Raw genomic sequence first — 16,583 nt, 5'->3', positions numbered from 1 at the left:
TTGAAACTTCACTCGGCGGGCACGCTCCGCACGCCGCCGCCAGCACGGGCCCTGGCAATCAGGGCCCGGCGGGCGAGGGCGTAATTATCCTCGGCGCCGCAACGCTTTGCGCGGCGGTCGTCAAGGATCGATTCGGCTCCGTCAAGCTGGGATGAGCGGATTCCTGCGTCGATTGCAAGCCTTTCGAAGATGTCGCGCTGCGCGTGGCTGCCGCCGGCCAGCTGCAGGGTGGCCCGAGCGGCGGAAAGTTGCCTAAAAGCAGTGATGTAGTCGCCCGCACCAAAGGCTTCGACACCGCTGGCCGCGGCGCATCCGGGCGCAGCCATGCGGGCCTGGGCCTCGCTGCCTGCGGGCGTGACGGCGGCCTCGGCATCGGCGTGGATGCGCAGCACCAGCTCGTGGGCGGCTTCGGGGCGTCGGCCGGTAAGGGCAAGAAGGTAGTGCAGGTCGGCAAAGATCAGGCTGCCGTCCGCGGTGCGGCAGGCGCAGAGATCGGCGAGCTCCTCCCAGCGGGGGCCGACGGCGACGCCCTCCAGCTCCAGGCGCATCAGGAGCGATGTCGCGTTGGCGATGTCGCGGTAGTCGTCGGTCTTGTCCTTGCGCACCTCATCGTCATAGAGCGCCAGCGCCGCCTCGGTCTCGCCCAGGTCCAGCAGCAGCAGCGCCTTGTGCCACCAGACGTGGTAGCGGAAGTTGTTGCAATGCGCCCAGGCGGCCTCGCGCCCGTCCAGCCAGTCGAGGCCGGCGCGGGCATTGCCGGTCATTTCGTGCACATGGGTCACGGCGTGCAGGCCCCAGGCGTCGTCGGGCGCGAGCCACAGCGCTTGCCGCCCGGTGGCGGCAGCGCGGTCGTATTCGCCGGTTTCCTCCAGCGTGAAGGCGTGGCAGCCGAGGATGTAGCCGCGGGCGGCGTGGTCCGGGCCATAGGCGGGCAGCACCCGCTCGGCGGAGGCGCGCATGCCGGCGGCGTCGCCCAGGATGAAGCGGATGCCGTGGCTGAGCTTCATCGCCAGCGCATCGCCGGGTGAGCGCTCCAGCACCTCTTCCATGCAGTCCACCGCCTGCGACGGGCGCCCGGCGAGCCAAGCGGCGAGCGCCGCGGTGTACTTGCGCTCGCGGGTGGTGGCGGCCTCACCCAGGCGTTCGGCCACGCTCAGGGCCTCGCGGGCGGCGGGCAGGAGCTCGCGGCGGCCCAGCATCATCAGCGACAGCCCCTTGACCGCATGGGCCTGGGCAAACTCGGGCGCTGCCTCCAGCACCGCGCCGAGGTGGTCCGCGGCGGCGGCGGAATGGGCGAGGATGCCGAGCTGCACCGCGTTCCAGCTGTCCAGGGCGGCTGCGCCGGTCAAGCTGGTGTCCTGGCCGAAGATGTCTTGCGTCATGGGGTTCAATCTCTCGTCAACGAAATGCGGTTGTCCCGCCTCGGGCCGAGAGTAGCGGATGCGGCGCGGGCCGGCGAACCCCGCTCGCGGTTTGGTGATGCAGCGTGTTGGCCTGCGGGGGATTTACGTCGGGCCTGCAACATAATCAGGCAAATGGCCGCTGCCCCGGAACTGCGCGTTACAGACTCCGGCAGCGGAGCGTCGCTGAGACGGGATCAGTCTTCGTCAAAGGCCCGGTCCGCCGCAAGTACAGCGCCGGTGTCGGCTCCGCAAACAGGCGGCGGGCGGCGGTAGGTGACCGGCGTGCGCGAGAAGTTGAGCGGGTTGCCCAAGAGCCGCACCGGGCCGGCCCCGGTCTCCATGCCGATGGTCATCTCGCGCGCCTCCACCTGGGCGCTGGCAAACAGCCGCTCGAGATCCTGCACCGGGCCTGCGGGCACCTTGCGCGCCTCCATCGCGGCGATCACCGCGTCCGTGGTGAAGCGGGCGACGGAGGGGACCAGGATATCGTTCAGCGCATCGCGGTGCTGCAAGCGGGCCGGATTGGTGGCAAATCGCGGATCGGCGGCGAGGCCTTCGAGCTGCAAAAACTCCATGAAGCGGCGGAACTGGCTGTCGTTGCCCACGGCGAGGATCACGTGGCCGTCAGAGGTGCCGTAGACGCCGTAGGGCATGATGCTCGGGTGTTCGTTGCCGCGGCGCTTGGGGAGGGTGCCGGTGTTGAGATAGGCAACGCCCTCGTTGATCAGCCAGGCCACTTGGGAGTCGACCAGCGCGAGGTCGATCTGCTGGCCCTCGCCGGTTTTCCCGCGGTGGTGCAGAGCGGCGAGGATGCCGATGCAGGCATACATGCCGCACATCACGTCGGCGATGCCGACGCCCGCCTTCATCGGCTGGCCCCCGGGCTCTCCGGTCAGCGACATGATGCCGCCGAAGCCCTGCGCCATGATGTCATAGCCGGGCTTTGCGCTGTTCGGGCCGGTCTGGCCGTAGCCGGAGATCGAGCAGTAGATGAGGCTGGGGAAGTCGCCTTGGAGGCTCGCGTAGTCGAGCCCGTATTTGGCAAGCCCCCCGGGTTTGAAGTTCTCGATCAGAATGTCGGCCTCGGCGGCGAGCTTGCGGATTGCCTGCTGGCCCTCGGGCGTGGCGATGTCCAGCGCGATGGAGCGCTTGTTGCGGTTGGCGGCCATGAAATAGGCCGAAAGGCCGGTCTCGGCCGCCGCGTCCCCGCCGGCGTAGGGCGGGCCCCACTGGCGGGTGTCGTCGCCGCCGGTGCCGGGGTTCTCCACCTTGATCACATCGGCGCCGAGGTCGCCCAGGAGCTGCGTGCAGGTCGGTCCCGCCAGAATGCGGGAGAGGTCGAGAACCTTGACCCCCCTAAGGGCGCCGTGGGGCAGCATGTCAGATGCGTCCATCATATCCTCCGCGGCTGATTTCCGCCGCAATCACGGTGAATTGGGGCGCGGTCAGCGCCTGTTCGAGGGCCGCGCGCAAGGTCTCGCGGCTGCGGACGGTAACGCCGTTGCCGCCAAAGGCGCGGCCCATCGCGGCGAAGTCATGCGGCGCAAAGTCGACGCCGGTATTGGGCATCTGCCGTTGGCGCTGCTTCAGCTCGATCAGGGCGAGGCTCGCGTCGGCAAAGACGACGATGATCGGGGCGACGCCCAGCTCGGCCGCGGTGGCAAGCTCTCCGGCCACCATCAGGAAGCCCGCATCGCCGGTGAAGGCAACGACGGGCCGGTCGGGCTGGGCGAGCTTGCGGCCGATCGCCATCGGCAGCGCGCAGCCCATGGTGCAGAGGCCTGAGGACTGGATCAGCCCGCGCGGCTCCTGGCATTGCCACATCTGGCTCAAGAGGATGCGGTGCGCGCCGCTGTCTGCGGTGGCGAGCGTGTCCGCGGGCAGGGCGGCGCGGCATTCGGCGATTACTGCGCCCGGGCCCCAGTCGTCATCCGTGGGGAAGGCGGCGGCGAGGGCGGACTTTACCTTTTCCGGCTGGCCATCGGGCCAGGTGCTGCGCGGGGCGGTGCCCTCGGAGAGTGCCGCGAGTGCCGGGGCCAGCGGGCAGAGGAAGGCGAGCCCCGCCTGGTGCATATAGTGGGTGTTGGGCTCGGGGGCGATCTCCAAGACGTTCTGGCGCGCCGGGTCCCAGGCATTGCGCCAGCCGGGGCGCATTTCGATCGGATCGTAGCCGAGGCTGAGGATCAGGCCGGCCTCCTCGACCAGCGGCAGGAGGTGCTTGTCCGCCAGCGGCGACAGGCCGACACCGCCGAGGCAGAGCGGGTGGTCCTCGGGGAGGATGCCCTTGGCTTTGTAGGTGGTGACGAAGGGGATGCGGTATTTCTCGAGAAAGGAGCGCAAGGCCGGGCCAGCTTCCTCCTGCAGCGCATCGAGGCCGATCACCGCCAGCAGGCGTTCTGCTGCCGCCAGCCAGTCACGCGCCTGCGCCAGTGCCGCGCCCTCTGGCACGCAAGCACTTGCAGGCGCGGCGCGGAGGCCGCGGTCCCTGGCCGGCGCCTCTGCCACCGAGATCGGCACGTCGATATGCACCGGCCCCTGCCGCGGCCGTGTGGCGATGGAGACCGCCTTGTCCGCGATCAGGTCCGCGGCGTCCGCGTCGAGCCGGAATGTGGATTTGGTGATCGGCGCAAAGACCGCCTGGTGGTCGAGCACCTGGTGGGTGTAGCTGTGCGCCTCATCCGCATCGACGCAGCCGGTGAGCACCAGCATCGGCACCCGGTCCTGATGCGCATTCGCCACCACGTTCACGCCATTGAGCGCGCCGGGGCCGAGGGTGGCCACCAGAATGACCGGCGCGCCGTCGGCGTGATGCACGCCCTCGCCGATGAAGCCGGCGGCGTTTTCGTGCTTGGCGAGGTGAAAGGCGATGCCCGCGCGCGTCAGAGCATCCACCAGCGTCAGTACCTCTCCGCCGGGCATGCCGAAGGCGTGGCGGCAGCCCGCCGCATAGAGGCGCCGGGCCAGCACATCGGCGGCGCGCATGGTTTTGGTCATCTGGTCCGTCCCGTCCGTTGATCCGGAGGGCAGAATGCCGGGAATGCCGGGCGGCGCAAGCCCGTTCACGCCAGTGTGAGAGCGCGCGCTATTTCAAGGCAGCCTCAGTGACCTGCGCGAAGCGCGCATCCAGCTCGGCCGCGAGGTCCATCAGTGCAACGCCGCCCTCGTCCGCGTAAGGAGCAAACACGTGAGTGGGCCGTTTGTAGGAAAGAGTCGCGCTGCCGTTTTCGTCCTCGGTCACGTAGATGCGGACCGGAGCCTCGATCATTGCGGCGGTGGAGGTTTCGAGGATCTTCACCGCGAAGTCGTTGTTGAAGAGGCCGATCACCCGGTTGCCGGGAATGATGATGCCGCGGTTTGCGGCAGCCTTGGTGGGGCCTGCCTCGGTCACCACGGCGAGGCCGCCGGCCTTGGCCGCCGATTTCACATCGGCAACAAGCTGGTCATAGGGTTTGGCGCTGTGATGCACCGCCCAGCCGTCCCGCTCGCTGATTTCACCGGCGGCGGCGGTGGAGGCGGCGAGGACAAGAGCGGCGGACAAGCGTCTCAAAAACATGGTAATTCTCCCTTTGGGTGCAGGCTGGCATATGGGCTTCACCTAGGGCAGCCGCCACGGCAGCGGGATCACGATCCCGTGCAGCAGGCGGCAATCCGCCCGTCAGGGCGCATCGTCTTGCGCGCCCCGGCAGGGGTGCGCGCCGCTTGGCAACAGGAGACACATGCGCCGGGGCTGGTGTCAGCTCCAGCCCTTGCGGAAGAAATGCGGGCTGGCGCCGAACTTGCGCTTGAACTGGCGGGAGAAATGCGTGGCCGAGTTGAACCCCGAGGCCAGCGCGATCTCGGTCACCGACATCGAGGTCTCGTTCATCAGCGCAAAGGCATGGCTGAGGCGCATGTCGAAGTAGACGTGCATCGGGCTCTGGTCGAGGTAGCGGGCAAACAGCCGCTCGAGCTGGCGGCGGGAGATGTCGAGCCGTTCGCAGAGTTCGCCGATCGAGAGCGGCTCCTCGATCGATTCCTGCATCAGCTGGAGTGCATTCAGGAGCCGCTGGTTGCGGCTGCCGATGGCCACCGCGTAGTTCGACTTCTGCGGCGCCGCCTGACCCCCGGAGCGCACGTGCAGGCACATGTCGGCAACGATGATGGCGAGCTGCTTGCCGTGGCGGCGCTCGATCAGGGTGAGCATGAGGTCGGTGGCCGCATTGCCGCCGCCGCAGGTCATCAGCGGCCCGGAGATTTCGAAGATGTTGGGCGAGGGGGAGAGGTTCGGAAACCGCTCCAGGAAGCCGGGCTGGTTTTCCCAGTGCAAGGTGAACTTGTGGTTTCGGATGAGCCCCGCCTGCGCCAAAGCAAACGCGCCGGTGCAGATGCCGCCGATCGAGCGTCCGAAGCGGCTTTCGCGGCGCAGCCAGTTGAGGGTCGCCTCGCCCGCGGTGTTCTGCGGCTCGACACCCGCGCAGACAAAGCCGAGCGAGTCCGCGGGCAGGGGCTGCAGCGGCCGGTCCGGCGTCACCACCATGCCGTTGGAGCAGCGCACCGGCTGGCCGTCCTCGGTCATGATGTACCAGCGGTAGAGGCGGGTGCCGGTCACCTGATTGGCGATGCGCAGCGGCTCGATCGCGGCGGCCACGGGCAGCATCGTCGCCTTGGGCAATAGCAGGAAGTAGAAGTCCTGCGGTTCGCCCTCGAAAGGGATAGCGAGATTGGCGGCGGCGCCTTTCTGGACGAAACTGTCTTCACTCATCGCTGGGCTACTCGTTGCAGGGGCAGGCAAGGGGGGCGCGGGCGCCGGGCTTCGGGTTTGGCGAACCTCCTAATATGCCTGCCGGGCGGACAGCCTGAGGATAGCGACGGCGCCGCGGCAGATTGCGACACCGGATGCAGGAATGCGGCGCGCGGGCCGCCTTGGAGCGCAGTGAGACCATATGGAACAGCGGGCCGAAAATGCCGGTGCGCCCCTTGCGGGTCCCAAGAGGCGATACTAAGACTCGGGTAACACACTGTCGGGTATGGTGCCGGACATAAGCGAAAACAGGCAGGTCGAGATGATTGATCCCAGAGAAACATACATGAACACGCTGGTTCCGATGGTGGTGGAGCAGACCAGCCGGGGCGAACGCGCCTATGACATCTTTTCGCGCCTGCTGAAGGAGCGCATCATCTTCGTGAACGGCCCGGTGCATGACGGCATGAGCTCGCTGATCGTGGCGCAGCTGCTGCACCTGGAGGCGGAAAACCCCTCCAAGGAAATCTCCATGTATATCAACTCGCCCGGCGGCGTGGTGACCTCGGGCCTGTCGATCTACGATACCATGCAGTACATCCGGCCCAAGGTTTCGACCCTGGTGATCGGCCAGGCGGCTTCGATGGGCTCGCTGCTGCTGACCGCGGGCGAGGCGGGCATGCGCTTCAGCTTGCCGAACTCGCGCGTGATGGTGCACCAGCCCTCCGGCGGCTTCCAGGGCCAGGCCACCGACATCATGATCCACGCCGAGGAGACGCTGAAGCTGAAGAAGCGTCTGAACGAGATCTACGTGCACCACACCGGCCAGGATTACGACACCATCGAACGCGCGCTGGAGCGGGACAACTTCATGTCGCCGGCGGAAGCCAAGGAATTCGGCCTGATCGACGAGATCGTCGAAAGCCGCGGCAAAGGCGGCGAGGAAACGCCCTGAGAGAGGGGCCGAAATGGTGCGCTCCGCACCTGAAACCGGGGCGCACTTTCGCATTGTGGCGGCTGGGTCAGTATCCTAAGCTGCCAGAAAGGCGGCGCGCTCCCGGCGGGGGTGCCGCGACCGGGCGGACTGAAAGGTAGACCATGGCGACGAATTCAGGCGGCGACAGCAAGAACACCCTCTATTGCAGCTTCTGCGGAAAGAGCCAGCACGAGGTGCGCAAGCTGATCGCGGGCCCCACCGTGTTCATCTGCGATGAATGCGTCGAACTGTGCATGGACATCATCCGGGAGGAGACCAAGGCCTCGGGCCTGAAGGCCACCGATGGCGTGCCGACGCCCAAGGACATCTGCGACGTGCTGGACGATTACGTGATCGGCCAGGCGATGGCGAAACGGGTGCTGTCGGTTGCGGTGCACAACCACTACAAGCGTCTGAACCATGCGCAGAAGGCGGGCTCGGACATTGAACTCGCAAAATCCAACATCCTGCTGATCGGCCCCACCGGCTGCGGCAAGACGCTGCTCGCGCAGACGCTGGCGCGCATCCTCGATGTGCCCTTCACCATGGCCGACGCCACCACGCTGACCGAAGCCGGTTACGTGGGCGAGGATGTGGAGAACATCATCCTGAAGCTGTTGCAGGCGTCGGAATACAACGTCGAGCGCGCGCAGCGCGGCATCGTTTATATCGACGAGGTCGACAAGATCACCCGCAAGTCGGAAAACCCCTCGATCACCCGCGACGTGAGCGGGGAAGGCGTGCAGCAGGCGCTGCTGAAGCTGATGGAGGGCACCGTGGCCTCGGTGCCGCCGCAGGGCGGGCGCAAGCATCCTCAGCAGGAATTCCTGCAGGTCGATACCACCAACATCCTGTTCATCTGCGGCGGCGCCTTTGCCGGCCTCGACAAGATCATCGCGCGGCGCGGCAAGGGCTCGGCGATGGGCTTCGGCGCCGATGTGCGCGACAACGATGAGCGCGGCGTCGGCGAGATCTTCAAGGACCTGGAGCCGGAAGACCTGCTGAAGTTCGGCCTGATCCCGGAATTCGTCGGCCGTCTTCCGGTGCTGGCGACGCTGGAGGATCTCGACGAGGACGCGCTGGTCACCATCCTGACCAAGCCGAAGAATGCGCTGGTGAAACAGTACCAGCGCCTGTTCGAGCTGGAAGACACCGAGCTGGACTTCACCGACGAAGCGCTGAGCGCGATTGCCAAGAAGGCGATCGAACGCAAGACCGGCGCCCGCGGGTTGCGCTCCATCATGGAGGATATCCTGCTCGACACCATGTTCGAGCTTCCGGGCATGGACAGCGTCACCAAGGTTGTGGTGAACGAGGAAGCGGTGAATTCGGACGCGCAGCCGCTGATGATTCACGCCGACGAGAAGGAATCGGCCTCCGCCGGCTGAGCGCGGGGGTGACGGAAGTTTGAGGCAGGCGGCGCGGAGCTTTCCGCGCCGCCTGTTTTGTTCGGGCAGGACGCGCTGGGGCGCTGCCCCCGCCGCGCCGGGGCGCGGCTCCCCCCCCGGGATATTTTTGGCAAGAGGAAGAGGTAAGGCAGTGATCAGGCGGATTTCATTCGGGGGCGAGTTCGAAACCAAGGTCGGCTATAGCCGGGCCGTGGTGGCGGGCGGCTTCGTGCATGTGGCGGGCACCGTCGGGCAGGGCGGGGACGTCGTAGAGCAGTGCCGCTCAGCTCTGGAAACGATTGGCGCGGCGCTGGAGGAGGCGGGCGCGCGCTTTGCCGATGTGGTGCGGGTCACTTATTACTTGCCGGACCGGACCGAGTTCGAACCCTGCTGGCCGCTCCTGTCGGAAACCTTCGGGGCGCACCCGCCGGCAGCGACGATGATCGAATGCAACCTCATCGACCCGAAATACCGGATCGAGATCGAGGTGACCGCTCTGGACCCCCGGGGATGAGCATCGGCGCCGGCACCGCTGCGGCTGTGCTGGCGCTGCGCAATCCGGACCGGGCCGCGGCTCTGGATGCCAAGTGGCAGGAGGCCGGCTTGCCGGGCGGCGTGGCGCTGAGGCCATTTGCAAGGCGGTTCCGGCGCCATCTGCAAAACCTGGCGCAGGCGCCGGATCATGCGTTTGCCGCAGGCGTGCCCCGCTGGGTGCAAGCCACTGGACCTTGGGTGGAAATTGCGCCATATCAGGGGCTGTAATTGCGGAGGCACCCATGGGAATCCTGAACACACTTCTGCGCGCTGTGACCTGGTGGAACGGCTCCACGCTGAACACTGCCCTCTTCACTGCCCGCAAGGGGGTCAAGGTGGGCGAGGATGATCAGGGCAACATCTTCTACCGCACCGACGACGACAGCCGCCGCTGGGTGATCTACAACGGCGAGGCCGAGGCCTCGCGGGTGAGCCCGGACTGGCATGGCTGGCTGCACCGCACCTATGACGAGCTGCCGACCGAAAAGCCGCTGAAGCACAAGGCTTGGGAAAAGCCGCATCAGGAGAACCTGACCGGCACCATGCTGGCCTATGCGCCGGACGGCTCGATCCGCGCGGGCGGCGAGCCGCCGGAGCGGCGCGACTACGAAGCCTGGGTGCCTGAGTAAGCGCGCACCGCGTCCCCCCAAGTGCAGGTAATCCGTGCCGGGCAGACCTGCCCGCGTAAACCGTATCAGCCAAAAGGCCGAGGTCCATGTCCTACAATCCCACCGAAGTGATCGCCGGAGCGGCGGTGCTGGCTGCCGCGGCGGCCTTTGCAATATACGCAGGCCAGGCTTCGGGCCTGTCCAGCGGCGGTGAGAGCTACCCGCTGTCGGCCTCATTCCGCTCGCTCGAAGGTGTCGGCGTCGGCACCGACGTGCGGCTGGCAGGCGTGAAGATCGGCACCGTGACCGGCGTTGAACTGAACCCCGAGACCTTCCGCGCCGATACGAGCTTTACCGTGAAGGACGGGATCGAAATTCCCGATGACAGCGCGGTGGTGATCTCCTCCGAGGGGCTTCTGGGCGGCAACTTCGTCGAGATCATGCCGGGCGGCTCTCCCTTTGCGCTGGAGCCGGGGGATGAGATCGTCGACACTCAGGGCGCGGTCAGCCTGATTTCGCTGCTGGTGAAATTCGTGGCCGGCGGCGGCGAGGGCGACTCGTGAGGCGCGCGGCGGCAGCGGCAATGGCGCTGGCCTGCCTGGCGCTGCCGGGCGGCGCGCAGGAGCAGGATGCGCCGGAACAGGCCGGGCCGAGCCGCGCGGCGCAGGGCAGCGCGGCGGTGCTCCGGGCGCTCGACAAGGTGAACGGCCGTACCATCGACACCGAAGTGCCGGCCGGCAGCGGGGCGGAGATGTTCGGGCTGGAGGTCCAGGTCCGGGAGTGCCGCTACCCTGCGGAGAACCCGACGGGCGATGCCTATGCCTTTCTCACCGTGCGCGGCCAGGGCGATGGCGAGGTGCATTTCGAGGGCTGGATGATCGCCTCGAGCCCGGCGCTCAATGCGCTGGATCACAACCGCTATGACGTCTGGGTCATCCGCTGCAAGAGCAGCTGAGGCGCGGGGATCGCTGGTTCCAGGAAATCGGCGTCCTGCTGAATCGCTTCCCGCAGGAGCGCGCGGTAGCGGGCGCGGCTGATTTCCACCCCGCCAAGCGAGGCCAGATGCGCGGTGAGGAACTGCGTGTCGCAGAGCAGGAAACCCGCCTGCTTCAGCCGGTCCGTCAGATAGGCCAGCGCCACTTTTGAGGCGTCGCGGCGGCGGGAGAACATGCTCTCGCCGAAGAAGGCCGCGCCGAGCGAAACCCCATAGACCCCTCCGGCCAGCTCCCCCTGATGCCAGAGCTCCAGCGAATGGGCATGGCCCATCGCGTGCAGCTCAAGGTAGCGGTCGCGGATTTCGGCGCTGATCCAGGTTTCCGCCCGGTCGGCGCAGCCATCGACCACGCCTGCGAAATCGCTGTTCACGGTCACGGAAAAGCCGCCGTTGCGGATGCGTTTGGCCAGCGAGCGGGAGATGCGGAAGCCATCGAGCGGCAGGATGCCGCGGCGTTTGGGGTCGACCCAGAACACCTCCGGATCGTCGCGGTGCTCCGCCATCGGGAAGACACCGGAGGCATAGGCGTGCAGCAGCAAGTCGGCGGTGAGGCTCATGGTGCAGCCCAGTATAGGGGAATTGCCGCGCGGGGCGGAGAAAAAGGGAACGGGGCGCGGGCCGTCTGGCGCGCGCCCCGGACAAGGCTCTACAGGTTCTCTTCCAGCCAGCGTTCCAGCCAGTGGATGTTGTAATTGCCGGTGTGGATATCTTCTTCCTGCAGGAGCGCATGGAACAGGGGCACTGTGGTGTCGACGCCATCCACGATCAGTTCGCCCAGGGCCCGGTGCAGGCGGGCGAGCGCCTCTTTCCGGTCGCGGCCGTGCACGATCAGCTTGCCGATCAGCGAGTCGTAGTAGGGCGGGATCGAGTAGCCGTCATAGAGCGCCGAGTCCATCCGCACCCCAAGCCCGCCGGGCGCGTGGAACGCAGTGATCTTGCCCGGGCAAGGGGCGAAGTTCGGCAGCTTCTCGGCGTTGATGCGGACCTCGATCGCGTGGCCGTTGATCTCCAGATCGTCCTGGGTGAAGGACATCGGCAGGCCCTCGGCGACCCGGATCTGCTCGCGCACCAGATCGACACCGAAGATCGACTCGGTCACCGGGTGCTCGACCTGCAGGCGGGTGTTCATCTCGATGAAATAGAACTCGCCGTCCTCGTAAAGGAACTCGATGGTGCCGGCGCCGGAGTAGCCCATCTCACCCACCGCGTCGGCGCAGATCTTGCCAATGCGGGCGCGCTCCTCGGGGGAGATGCTGGGGCCGGGGGCTTCCTCGAAGACCTTCTGGTGGCGGCGCTGCAGCGAGCAGTCGCGCTCGGCCAGGTGCACGCCGGTGCCCTTGCCGTCGCCGAAGACCTGGATCTCGATGTGGCGCGGCTTCTGGAGGTATTTCTCCATGTAGACTTCGTCGTTGCCGAAGGCGGCCTTGGCCTCGGACCGCGCGGTGGAGAAGGCTTTCTCCAGCTCCTTCTCGTCCTTGGCGACCTTCATGCCGCGGCCGCCGCCGCCGGCGGTGGCCTTGATGATCACCGGGTAGCCCATTTCCTTCGCGGATTTCTTGGCCGCCGCGAGATCGGGGACGCCGCCCTCGGAGCCCGGCACCACCGGGATGCCGAGCTTCTTGGCGGTTTCCTTGGCAGTGATCTTGTCGCCCATGATGCGGATATGCTCGGCCGAGGGGCCGATGAAGGTCAGCCCGTGGTCCTCGATGATCTGCACGAAATTGGCGTTTTCCGACAGGAAGCCGTAGCCCGGGTGGATCGCCTGGGCGCCGGTGATCTCGCAGGCCGAGATCACGGCCGGCACCGACAGGTAACTCTGGGCGCCTGCGGGCGGGCCGATGCAGACCGATTCATCGGCCATGCGCACGTGCATCGCGTCGGCATCGGCGGTCGAATGCACCGCCACCGATTTGATGCCCATTTCGCGGCAGGCACGGATCACGCGCAGGGCGATCTCGCCGCGGTTGGCAATCAGGATCTTGTCAAACATGGCCCGCCCTTACTCGACGATGACCAGGGGCGACCCGAATTCCACGGCGGCGCCGTCTTCGACCAGGATGCGCTTCACGGTGCCTGCCTTGGGCGCCGGGATGTGGTTCATGGTCTTCATCGCCTCGACGATCAGCAGGGTGTCGCCTTCGGCGACCTGCTGGCCGACCTTGATGAAGGCGGGCGCGCCCGGTTCGGCCTGCAGGTAGACGGTGCCGACCATCGGCGAGGTCACGGCGCCGGGGTGGCTGGCCGGGTCCTCGGCGGCGGCGGCAGCGGCCGGGGCGGCTGCGGCGGCAGGGGCAGCGGCGGGGGCCGCGGGCGCAGCGGCGGGCACCTGCATCTGCATCGGCGCGGCGGCCATCGCGGTCTGGCGGGAGACGCGCACGTTCAGGCTGTCGTCTTCGCCGTATTCGCGTTTGACCTGCAATTCGGTCAGCTCGTTTTCGCGCAGCAGCTCGGCCAGCGCCTGAATGAATGCCACGTCAGCTTCGTGAGATTTGTTTGTCATATTGTCCTCAGCCGGTTCCGACAGGCCCGCCGCGGCCTGGATTGACCGGCGGGCGGGAAATTAGCGCGCTTATAGGGCAAGGAGTTCCGCAAGGAAAGCGCTCTCGAACTGACGCGTAACATGGGGATTTGCGCGCGGATTCGCAATGCGGCCGGGGATGCGGGGGATCAGAGCGGCATACCGGTCAGTTTTGCCACCAGTTCCGGCAGCTTGCGGGCGCCGAACTTCTGCAGCAGGCGCGCCCGGTGGGTTTCCACGGTGCGGTAGGACAGGTCCAGCCTGGCACCGATCTCCTTGGCCGAAAGCCCCTTGCAGGTGAGGATCGCCACCTCGCGCTCCCGCGGGGTGAGGCGCACCACGGGGCGGTCGTCCGAGATGTCGGCAAAGGACCAGACGCCAGTTCGGAACGGGTCTTCGGGCGAGATCGAGCGGCCCCGCACCCGGCACCAGAACAGCGCGCCGGAGCGGCGGCGCATGATGCGCTCGTCGTTGTAGTAGCCGGTCTCGTGTTCCTTCTTCTGCAGAAGCGCGCCGATGCGGCGGAATTCCTCGGGCGTGGGGTAGAGGCCTGCGATCAGCATGCCTTCGTAATCGGCGGGCGTGCCGCCGAAGGTGGCGGCAAACTGAATATTGCAGCGCGTGATCACGCGGCGTTCCAGCACGGCAAGCCCCACCGGGGCGTGGTCGAAGGCAATGTCGGTCATGGCAGTCTTAAACCGCGTATTTTTGCGGAATTGAAGAGGGTATGCGCGCGGGGCAAGCTGCAACCCGAGGAACATGGGAGGACAACATGGTGTATATGGCCGGTTGGGGGCATACGAAATTCGGTAAGCTCCCGGAGATGGATCTGCAGGATCTCGTGGTTTCGGCAGGGCAGGAGGCGCTCGCGGACGCAGGGCTGGGCGCGGATGCGGTGGACGGCATCTGGCTCGGCCACTTCAATGCGGGCATGGTGAGTGACGGCTTTGCCTCCTCGCTGGCGCTGGCGATTGATCCGGCCCTGCGCTTCAAGCCCGCAAACCGGCTGGAGAACGCCTGCGCCTCGGGTGCGGCTGCGGTGTTTGCGGCGCGGCAGGCGATCCTTGCGGGTGAATGCGAGGTGGCGCTGGTGATCGGGGTTGAGAAGATGACCCATCTGCCGGGGGCTGAAGTGACAGCCTCGCTTGGCCATGCCTCCTACCAGCGCGAGGAGGCGGGGATGTCCTTCCCGGGCGTGTTTGCGCAATTCGCGGAGGCCTATTACGCCGCTTATGGCGGCCAGTCCCGGGCATTGGCGCAGATCGCGGTGAAGAACCACGCCAATGCGATGAAGAACCCGCTGGCGCAGATGCAGAAGCCGCTGGACTTGGAGTTCTGCCTTGAATCGTCCGAGCGCAACCCGGTGATTGCCGCGCCGTTGAAGGTGACCGACTGCTCGCTGGTCTCCGACGGGGCGGCGGCGCTGGTGCTGGTGTCGGAGAAGCGGCTGCGTGAGGTGCAGAAAGCGGTGCGTCTGCGCGGGGTGATGCAGGTCAATGACCTTCTGCCGATGTCGCAGCGGGACCTGCTGGCCTTCGAGGGCCCGGCGCGCGCGATCCGCGGCGCGTATGAGGCCGCGGGGGTCCGTGTTGCCGACATCGATGTGGCGGAGGTGCACGATTGTTTCACCATTGCCGAGCTGATGATCTATGAGGCGATGGGGCTGGCCGATCGCGGCCACGCGGCGGCGCTCTTGGAGGACGGCACGGTGCATCCCGGCGGGCGGCTGCCGGTGAACCTTTCCGGCGGGCTCAAGGCCAAGGGCCATCCCGTGGGCGCCACCGGCGTGTCGATGCATGTGATGGTGGCCCGGCAGGTGCTGTGGCAGGCGGGCGACATGCAGCATCCCGGCGCCGAACTGGGGCTGGTGTTCAACATGGGCGGCTCGGGCGTGGCGAGCTATGCCTCGGTGCTGGAAGGGGTGAAGGCATGAACATCGCCCATTGGCTGGCCCGGCAGGCAGCAGCGTATCCGTCGCGGCCCGCGCTGTTCCTCGGCCGCGAGCAGATCGCCGACTACGCACGCTTTCACGAGCAGGCGGCGCGGGTGGCGGGCTGGCTCGGGGCGCAGGGTGTTGAGCCGGGCGACCGGGTTGGCATCTTCATGAAAAACTGCCCGGAATACCTGATCGCCTTCTACGGCATCTGGTACGCGGGCGCGGCGGCGGTGCCGATCAACGCGAAGCTGCACGGAAAGGAAGCGGAGTACATCCTTGGCGATTCCGGCGCGGGGCTTGTCTTCACCTCGCCCGGGCTGACCGAGGCGGTGGCGGCCGCGGAGGCTGCGGCCCGCTGCGTCGACATCACCGGGGAGGCGTTCACCGCCGCGCTTGCCGCGCCGCCGGTGGCGGAGCCCGCGGCGCGCGGGCCCGGTGATCTGGCTTGGCTTTTCTACACGTCGGGCACCACCGGGCGGCCCAAGGGGGTGATGATGACGCACCGGATGCTGTCCACCATGGCACTCGCCTATTTCAGCGAGGTGGAGAGTGTCTCCCACGAGGACCGCACGCTCTACGCCGCGCCGATGAGCCATGGCGCGGGTATCTATGCGCTGCAGCATGTGCTGGCGGGGGCGGGGCATGTCTGCCCGGTCTCCGGCGGCTTTGACGAGGCCGAGATATTCGACCTCGCGGCGCATCACGGCCGCATGCACATGTTTGCCGCCCCCACGATGGTCACGCGGATGACGGCGGCGGCGAAGGCGGCGGGCTACCGCGGCGAGGGGCTGCGCTGCGTCGTCTACGCGGGCGGGCCGATGTATCTGGCCGACATCATTGAGGCGGTGGAGCAGTTCGGACCGGTCTTTGCCCAGGTCTATGGCCAGGGGGAGTGCCCGATGGGGATCACTGCCCTGAAGCGCGGGGAGGTCGCCGACCGAACGCATCCGCGCTGGCGGGAGCGGCTGGCGGGCGTGGGCCGGGCACAGGCGCCGGTGGAGGTGAAGATCGGCACGCCGGAAGGGGAGATCCTGCCCGCGGGCAGCCACGGCGAGATCATGGTGCGCGGCGATCTGGTGATGCCGGGCTACTGGAACAATCCGGACGCCACGGCGAAGACGCTGGTGAATGGCTGGCTGATGACCGGCGACATGGGGGTGCTGGACGCAGAGGGCTACCTGACGCTGCGCGACCGCTCCAAGGACATGATCATCTCGGGCGCCTCCAACGTCTACCCGCGCGAGGTGGAGGAGGTTCTGTTGCAGCATGCGGGCGTGCGCGAGGCCGCCGTGGTGGGGCGCCCCCATGCCGACTGGGGCGAGGAGGTGGTGGCCTTCATCGTTGGCGAGGCGGCGGAGGGCGAACTTGATGCGCTCTGCCAGGACGAGATCGCCCGATTCAAACGGCCGCGCGCCTACATCCGCGTCGCGGAGCTGCCCAAGAACAATTACGGCAAGGTGCTGAAGACCGAGCTGAGAAAAAGGCTCGCAGAGGGGAGCTAGGCTG

General features: G+C 67.1%; 18 protein-coding genes. 9 read left to right on the top strand and 9 right to left on the bottom strand.

Features of this window, described 5'->3' with window-relative positions:
- Nucleotides 1-8 precede the first annotated feature (8 nt).
- From ACOHWE_RS04050 to ACOHWE_RS04030, 5 genes are all read right to left on the bottom strand, one after another.
- Nucleotides 9-1,382 (bottom strand): tetratricopeptide repeat protein, encoded by a 1,374-nt coding sequence (locus tag ACOHWE_RS04050; protein ID WP_420664306.1) that lies wholly within the window; start codon nt 1,380-1,382, stop codon nt 9-11.
- 215 nt (nt 1,383-1,597) lie between these two features.
- Nucleotides 1,598-2,797, bottom strand: coding sequence for a CaiB/BaiF CoA transferase family protein (locus tag ACOHWE_RS04045; protein WP_420664304.1), 1,200 nt, complete (start codon nt 2,795-2,797; stop codon nt 1,598-1,600).
- Nucleotides 2,784-4,397, bottom strand: coding sequence for a thiamine pyrophosphate-binding protein (locus ACOHWE_RS04040; RefSeq protein ID WP_420664303.1), 1,614 nt, complete (start codon nt 4,395-4,397; stop codon nt 2,784-2,786). The genes ACOHWE_RS04045 and ACOHWE_RS04040 overlap by 14 nt, the downstream gene beginning before the upstream one ends.
- 88 nt (nt 4,398-4,485) lie before the next feature.
- Nucleotides 4,486-4,956 (bottom strand): DUF302 domain-containing protein, encoded by a 471-nt coding sequence (locus ACOHWE_RS04035; RefSeq protein WP_420664301.1) that lies wholly within the window; start codon nt 4,954-4,956, stop codon nt 4,486-4,488.
- A gap of 180 nt (nt 4,957-5,136) precedes the next feature.
- Nucleotides 5,137-6,144 (bottom strand): GlxA family transcriptional regulator, encoded by a 1,008-nt coding sequence (locus ACOHWE_RS04030; protein ID WP_420664299.1) that lies wholly within the window; start codon nt 6,142-6,144, stop codon nt 5,137-5,139.
- A 301-nt stretch (nt 6,145-6,445) separates the two neighbouring features.
- On the opposite strand from ACOHWE_RS04030, the gene ACOHWE_RS04025 reads away from it, so the two are divergent.
- The 7 genes from ACOHWE_RS04025 to ACOHWE_RS03995 all read left to right on the top strand — a co-directional run bounded on the left by ACOHWE_RS04025 (nt 6,446) and on the right by ACOHWE_RS03995 (nt 10,584).
- A complete protein-coding gene (locus tag ACOHWE_RS04025; RefSeq protein WP_420664298.1) occupies nt 6,446-7,078 on the top strand; it encodes an ATP-dependent Clp protease proteolytic subunit in 633 nt (210 codons plus the stop codon).
- A 143-nt stretch (nt 7,079-7,221) separates the two neighbouring features.
- The gene (gene clpX, locus ACOHWE_RS04020; protein WP_420664296.1) at nt 7,222-8,487 is read left to right on the top strand and encodes an ATP-dependent Clp protease ATP-binding subunit ClpX; all 1,266 of its coding nucleotides are present in this window, start codon (nt 7,222-7,224) and stop codon (nt 8,485-8,487) included.
- 151 nt (nt 8,488-8,638) lie between these two features.
- Nucleotides 8,639-9,001 carry a RidA family protein gene (locus tag ACOHWE_RS04015; RefSeq protein WP_420664295.1) on the top strand — a complete coding sequence of 121 codons (363 nt, stop codon included), beginning with the start codon at nt 8,639-8,641 and terminating at the stop codon, nt 8,999-9,001.
- A complete protein-coding gene (locus tag ACOHWE_RS04010) occupies nt 8,998-9,249 on the top strand; it encodes a hypothetical protein (RefSeq protein WP_420664293.1) in 252 nt (83 codons plus the stop codon). The genes ACOHWE_RS04015 and ACOHWE_RS04010 overlap by 4 nt, the downstream gene beginning before the upstream one ends.
- 14 nt (nt 9,250-9,263) lie before the next feature.
- Nucleotides 9,264-9,650: an NADH:ubiquinone oxidoreductase subunit NDUFA12 gene (locus ACOHWE_RS04005; RefSeq protein ID WP_420664291.1), complete on the top strand. Its 387-nt coding sequence runs from the start codon at nt 9,264-9,266 to the stop codon at nt 9,648-9,650.
- An 86-nt stretch (nt 9,651-9,736) separates the two neighbouring features.
- Nucleotides 9,737-10,192 (top strand): outer membrane lipid asymmetry maintenance protein MlaD, encoded by a 456-nt coding sequence (gene mlaD / locus ACOHWE_RS04000; protein ID WP_420664289.1) that lies wholly within the window; start codon nt 9,737-9,739, stop codon nt 10,190-10,192.
- A 20-nt stretch (nt 10,193-10,212) separates the two neighbouring features.
- Nucleotides 10,213-10,584, top strand: a complete 372-nt coding sequence (locus tag ACOHWE_RS03995) for a DUF2155 domain-containing protein (protein WP_420664288.1) — start codon at nt 10,213-10,215, stop codon at nt 10,582-10,584.
- On the opposite strand, the gene aat is transcribed toward ACOHWE_RS03995, so the two are convergent.
- The 4 genes from aat to ACOHWE_RS03975 all read right to left on the bottom strand — a co-directional run bounded on the left by aat (nt 10,548) and on the right by ACOHWE_RS03975 (nt 13,827).
- Nucleotides 10,548-11,180 carry a leucyl/phenylalanyl-tRNA--protein transferase gene (aat, locus tag ACOHWE_RS03990; protein ID WP_420664286.1) on the bottom strand — a complete coding sequence of 211 codons (633 nt, stop codon included), beginning with the start codon at nt 11,178-11,180 and terminating at the stop codon, nt 10,548-10,550. The two genes, ACOHWE_RS03995 and aat, sit on opposite strands and share 37 nt — an antisense overlap.
- Nucleotides 11,181-11,269: 89 nt before the next feature.
- Nucleotides 11,270-12,613: an acetyl-CoA carboxylase biotin carboxylase subunit gene (accC, locus tag ACOHWE_RS03985; protein WP_420664285.1), complete on the bottom strand. Its 1,344-nt coding sequence runs from the start codon at nt 12,611-12,613 to the stop codon at nt 11,270-11,272.
- Between the two features lie 9 nt (nt 12,614-12,622).
- Nucleotides 12,623-13,123 (bottom strand): acetyl-CoA carboxylase biotin carboxyl carrier protein, encoded by a 501-nt coding sequence (gene accB, locus ACOHWE_RS03980; RefSeq protein ID WP_420664283.1) that lies wholly within the window; start codon nt 13,121-13,123, stop codon nt 12,623-12,625.
- 167 nt (nt 13,124-13,290) lie between these two features.
- Nucleotides 13,291-13,827 (bottom strand): LuxR C-terminal-related transcriptional regulator, encoded by a 537-nt coding sequence (locus tag ACOHWE_RS03975; protein ID WP_420664282.1) that lies wholly within the window; start codon nt 13,825-13,827, stop codon nt 13,291-13,293.
- An 86-nt stretch (nt 13,828-13,913) separates the two neighbouring features.
- Here ACOHWE_RS03975 and ACOHWE_RS03970 point away from each other — a divergent pair, with 86 nt between their 5' ends.
- Nucleotides 13,914-15,074: a thiolase domain-containing protein gene (locus ACOHWE_RS03970; protein WP_420664281.1), complete on the top strand. Its 1,161-nt coding sequence runs from the start codon at nt 13,914-13,916 to the stop codon at nt 15,072-15,074.
- Nucleotides 15,071-16,579 (top strand): class I adenylate-forming enzyme family protein, encoded by a 1,509-nt coding sequence (locus ACOHWE_RS03965; protein WP_420664280.1) that lies wholly within the window; start codon nt 15,071-15,073, stop codon nt 16,577-16,579. Before ACOHWE_RS03970 ends, ACOHWE_RS03965 begins: the two co-directional genes overlap by 4 nt.
- Nucleotides 16,580-16,583: the final 4 nt, after the last annotated feature.

This window comes from Cribrihabitans neustonicus (assembly GCF_048820895.1).
Lineage (GTDB): Bacteria > Pseudomonadota > Alphaproteobacteria > Rhodobacterales > Rhodobacteraceae > Cribrihabitans_A > Cribrihabitans_A neustonicus.
The sequence above is the reverse complement of the archived record's forward strand: the minus strand, read 5'-3'. Positions and strand labels throughout refer to the sequence as shown.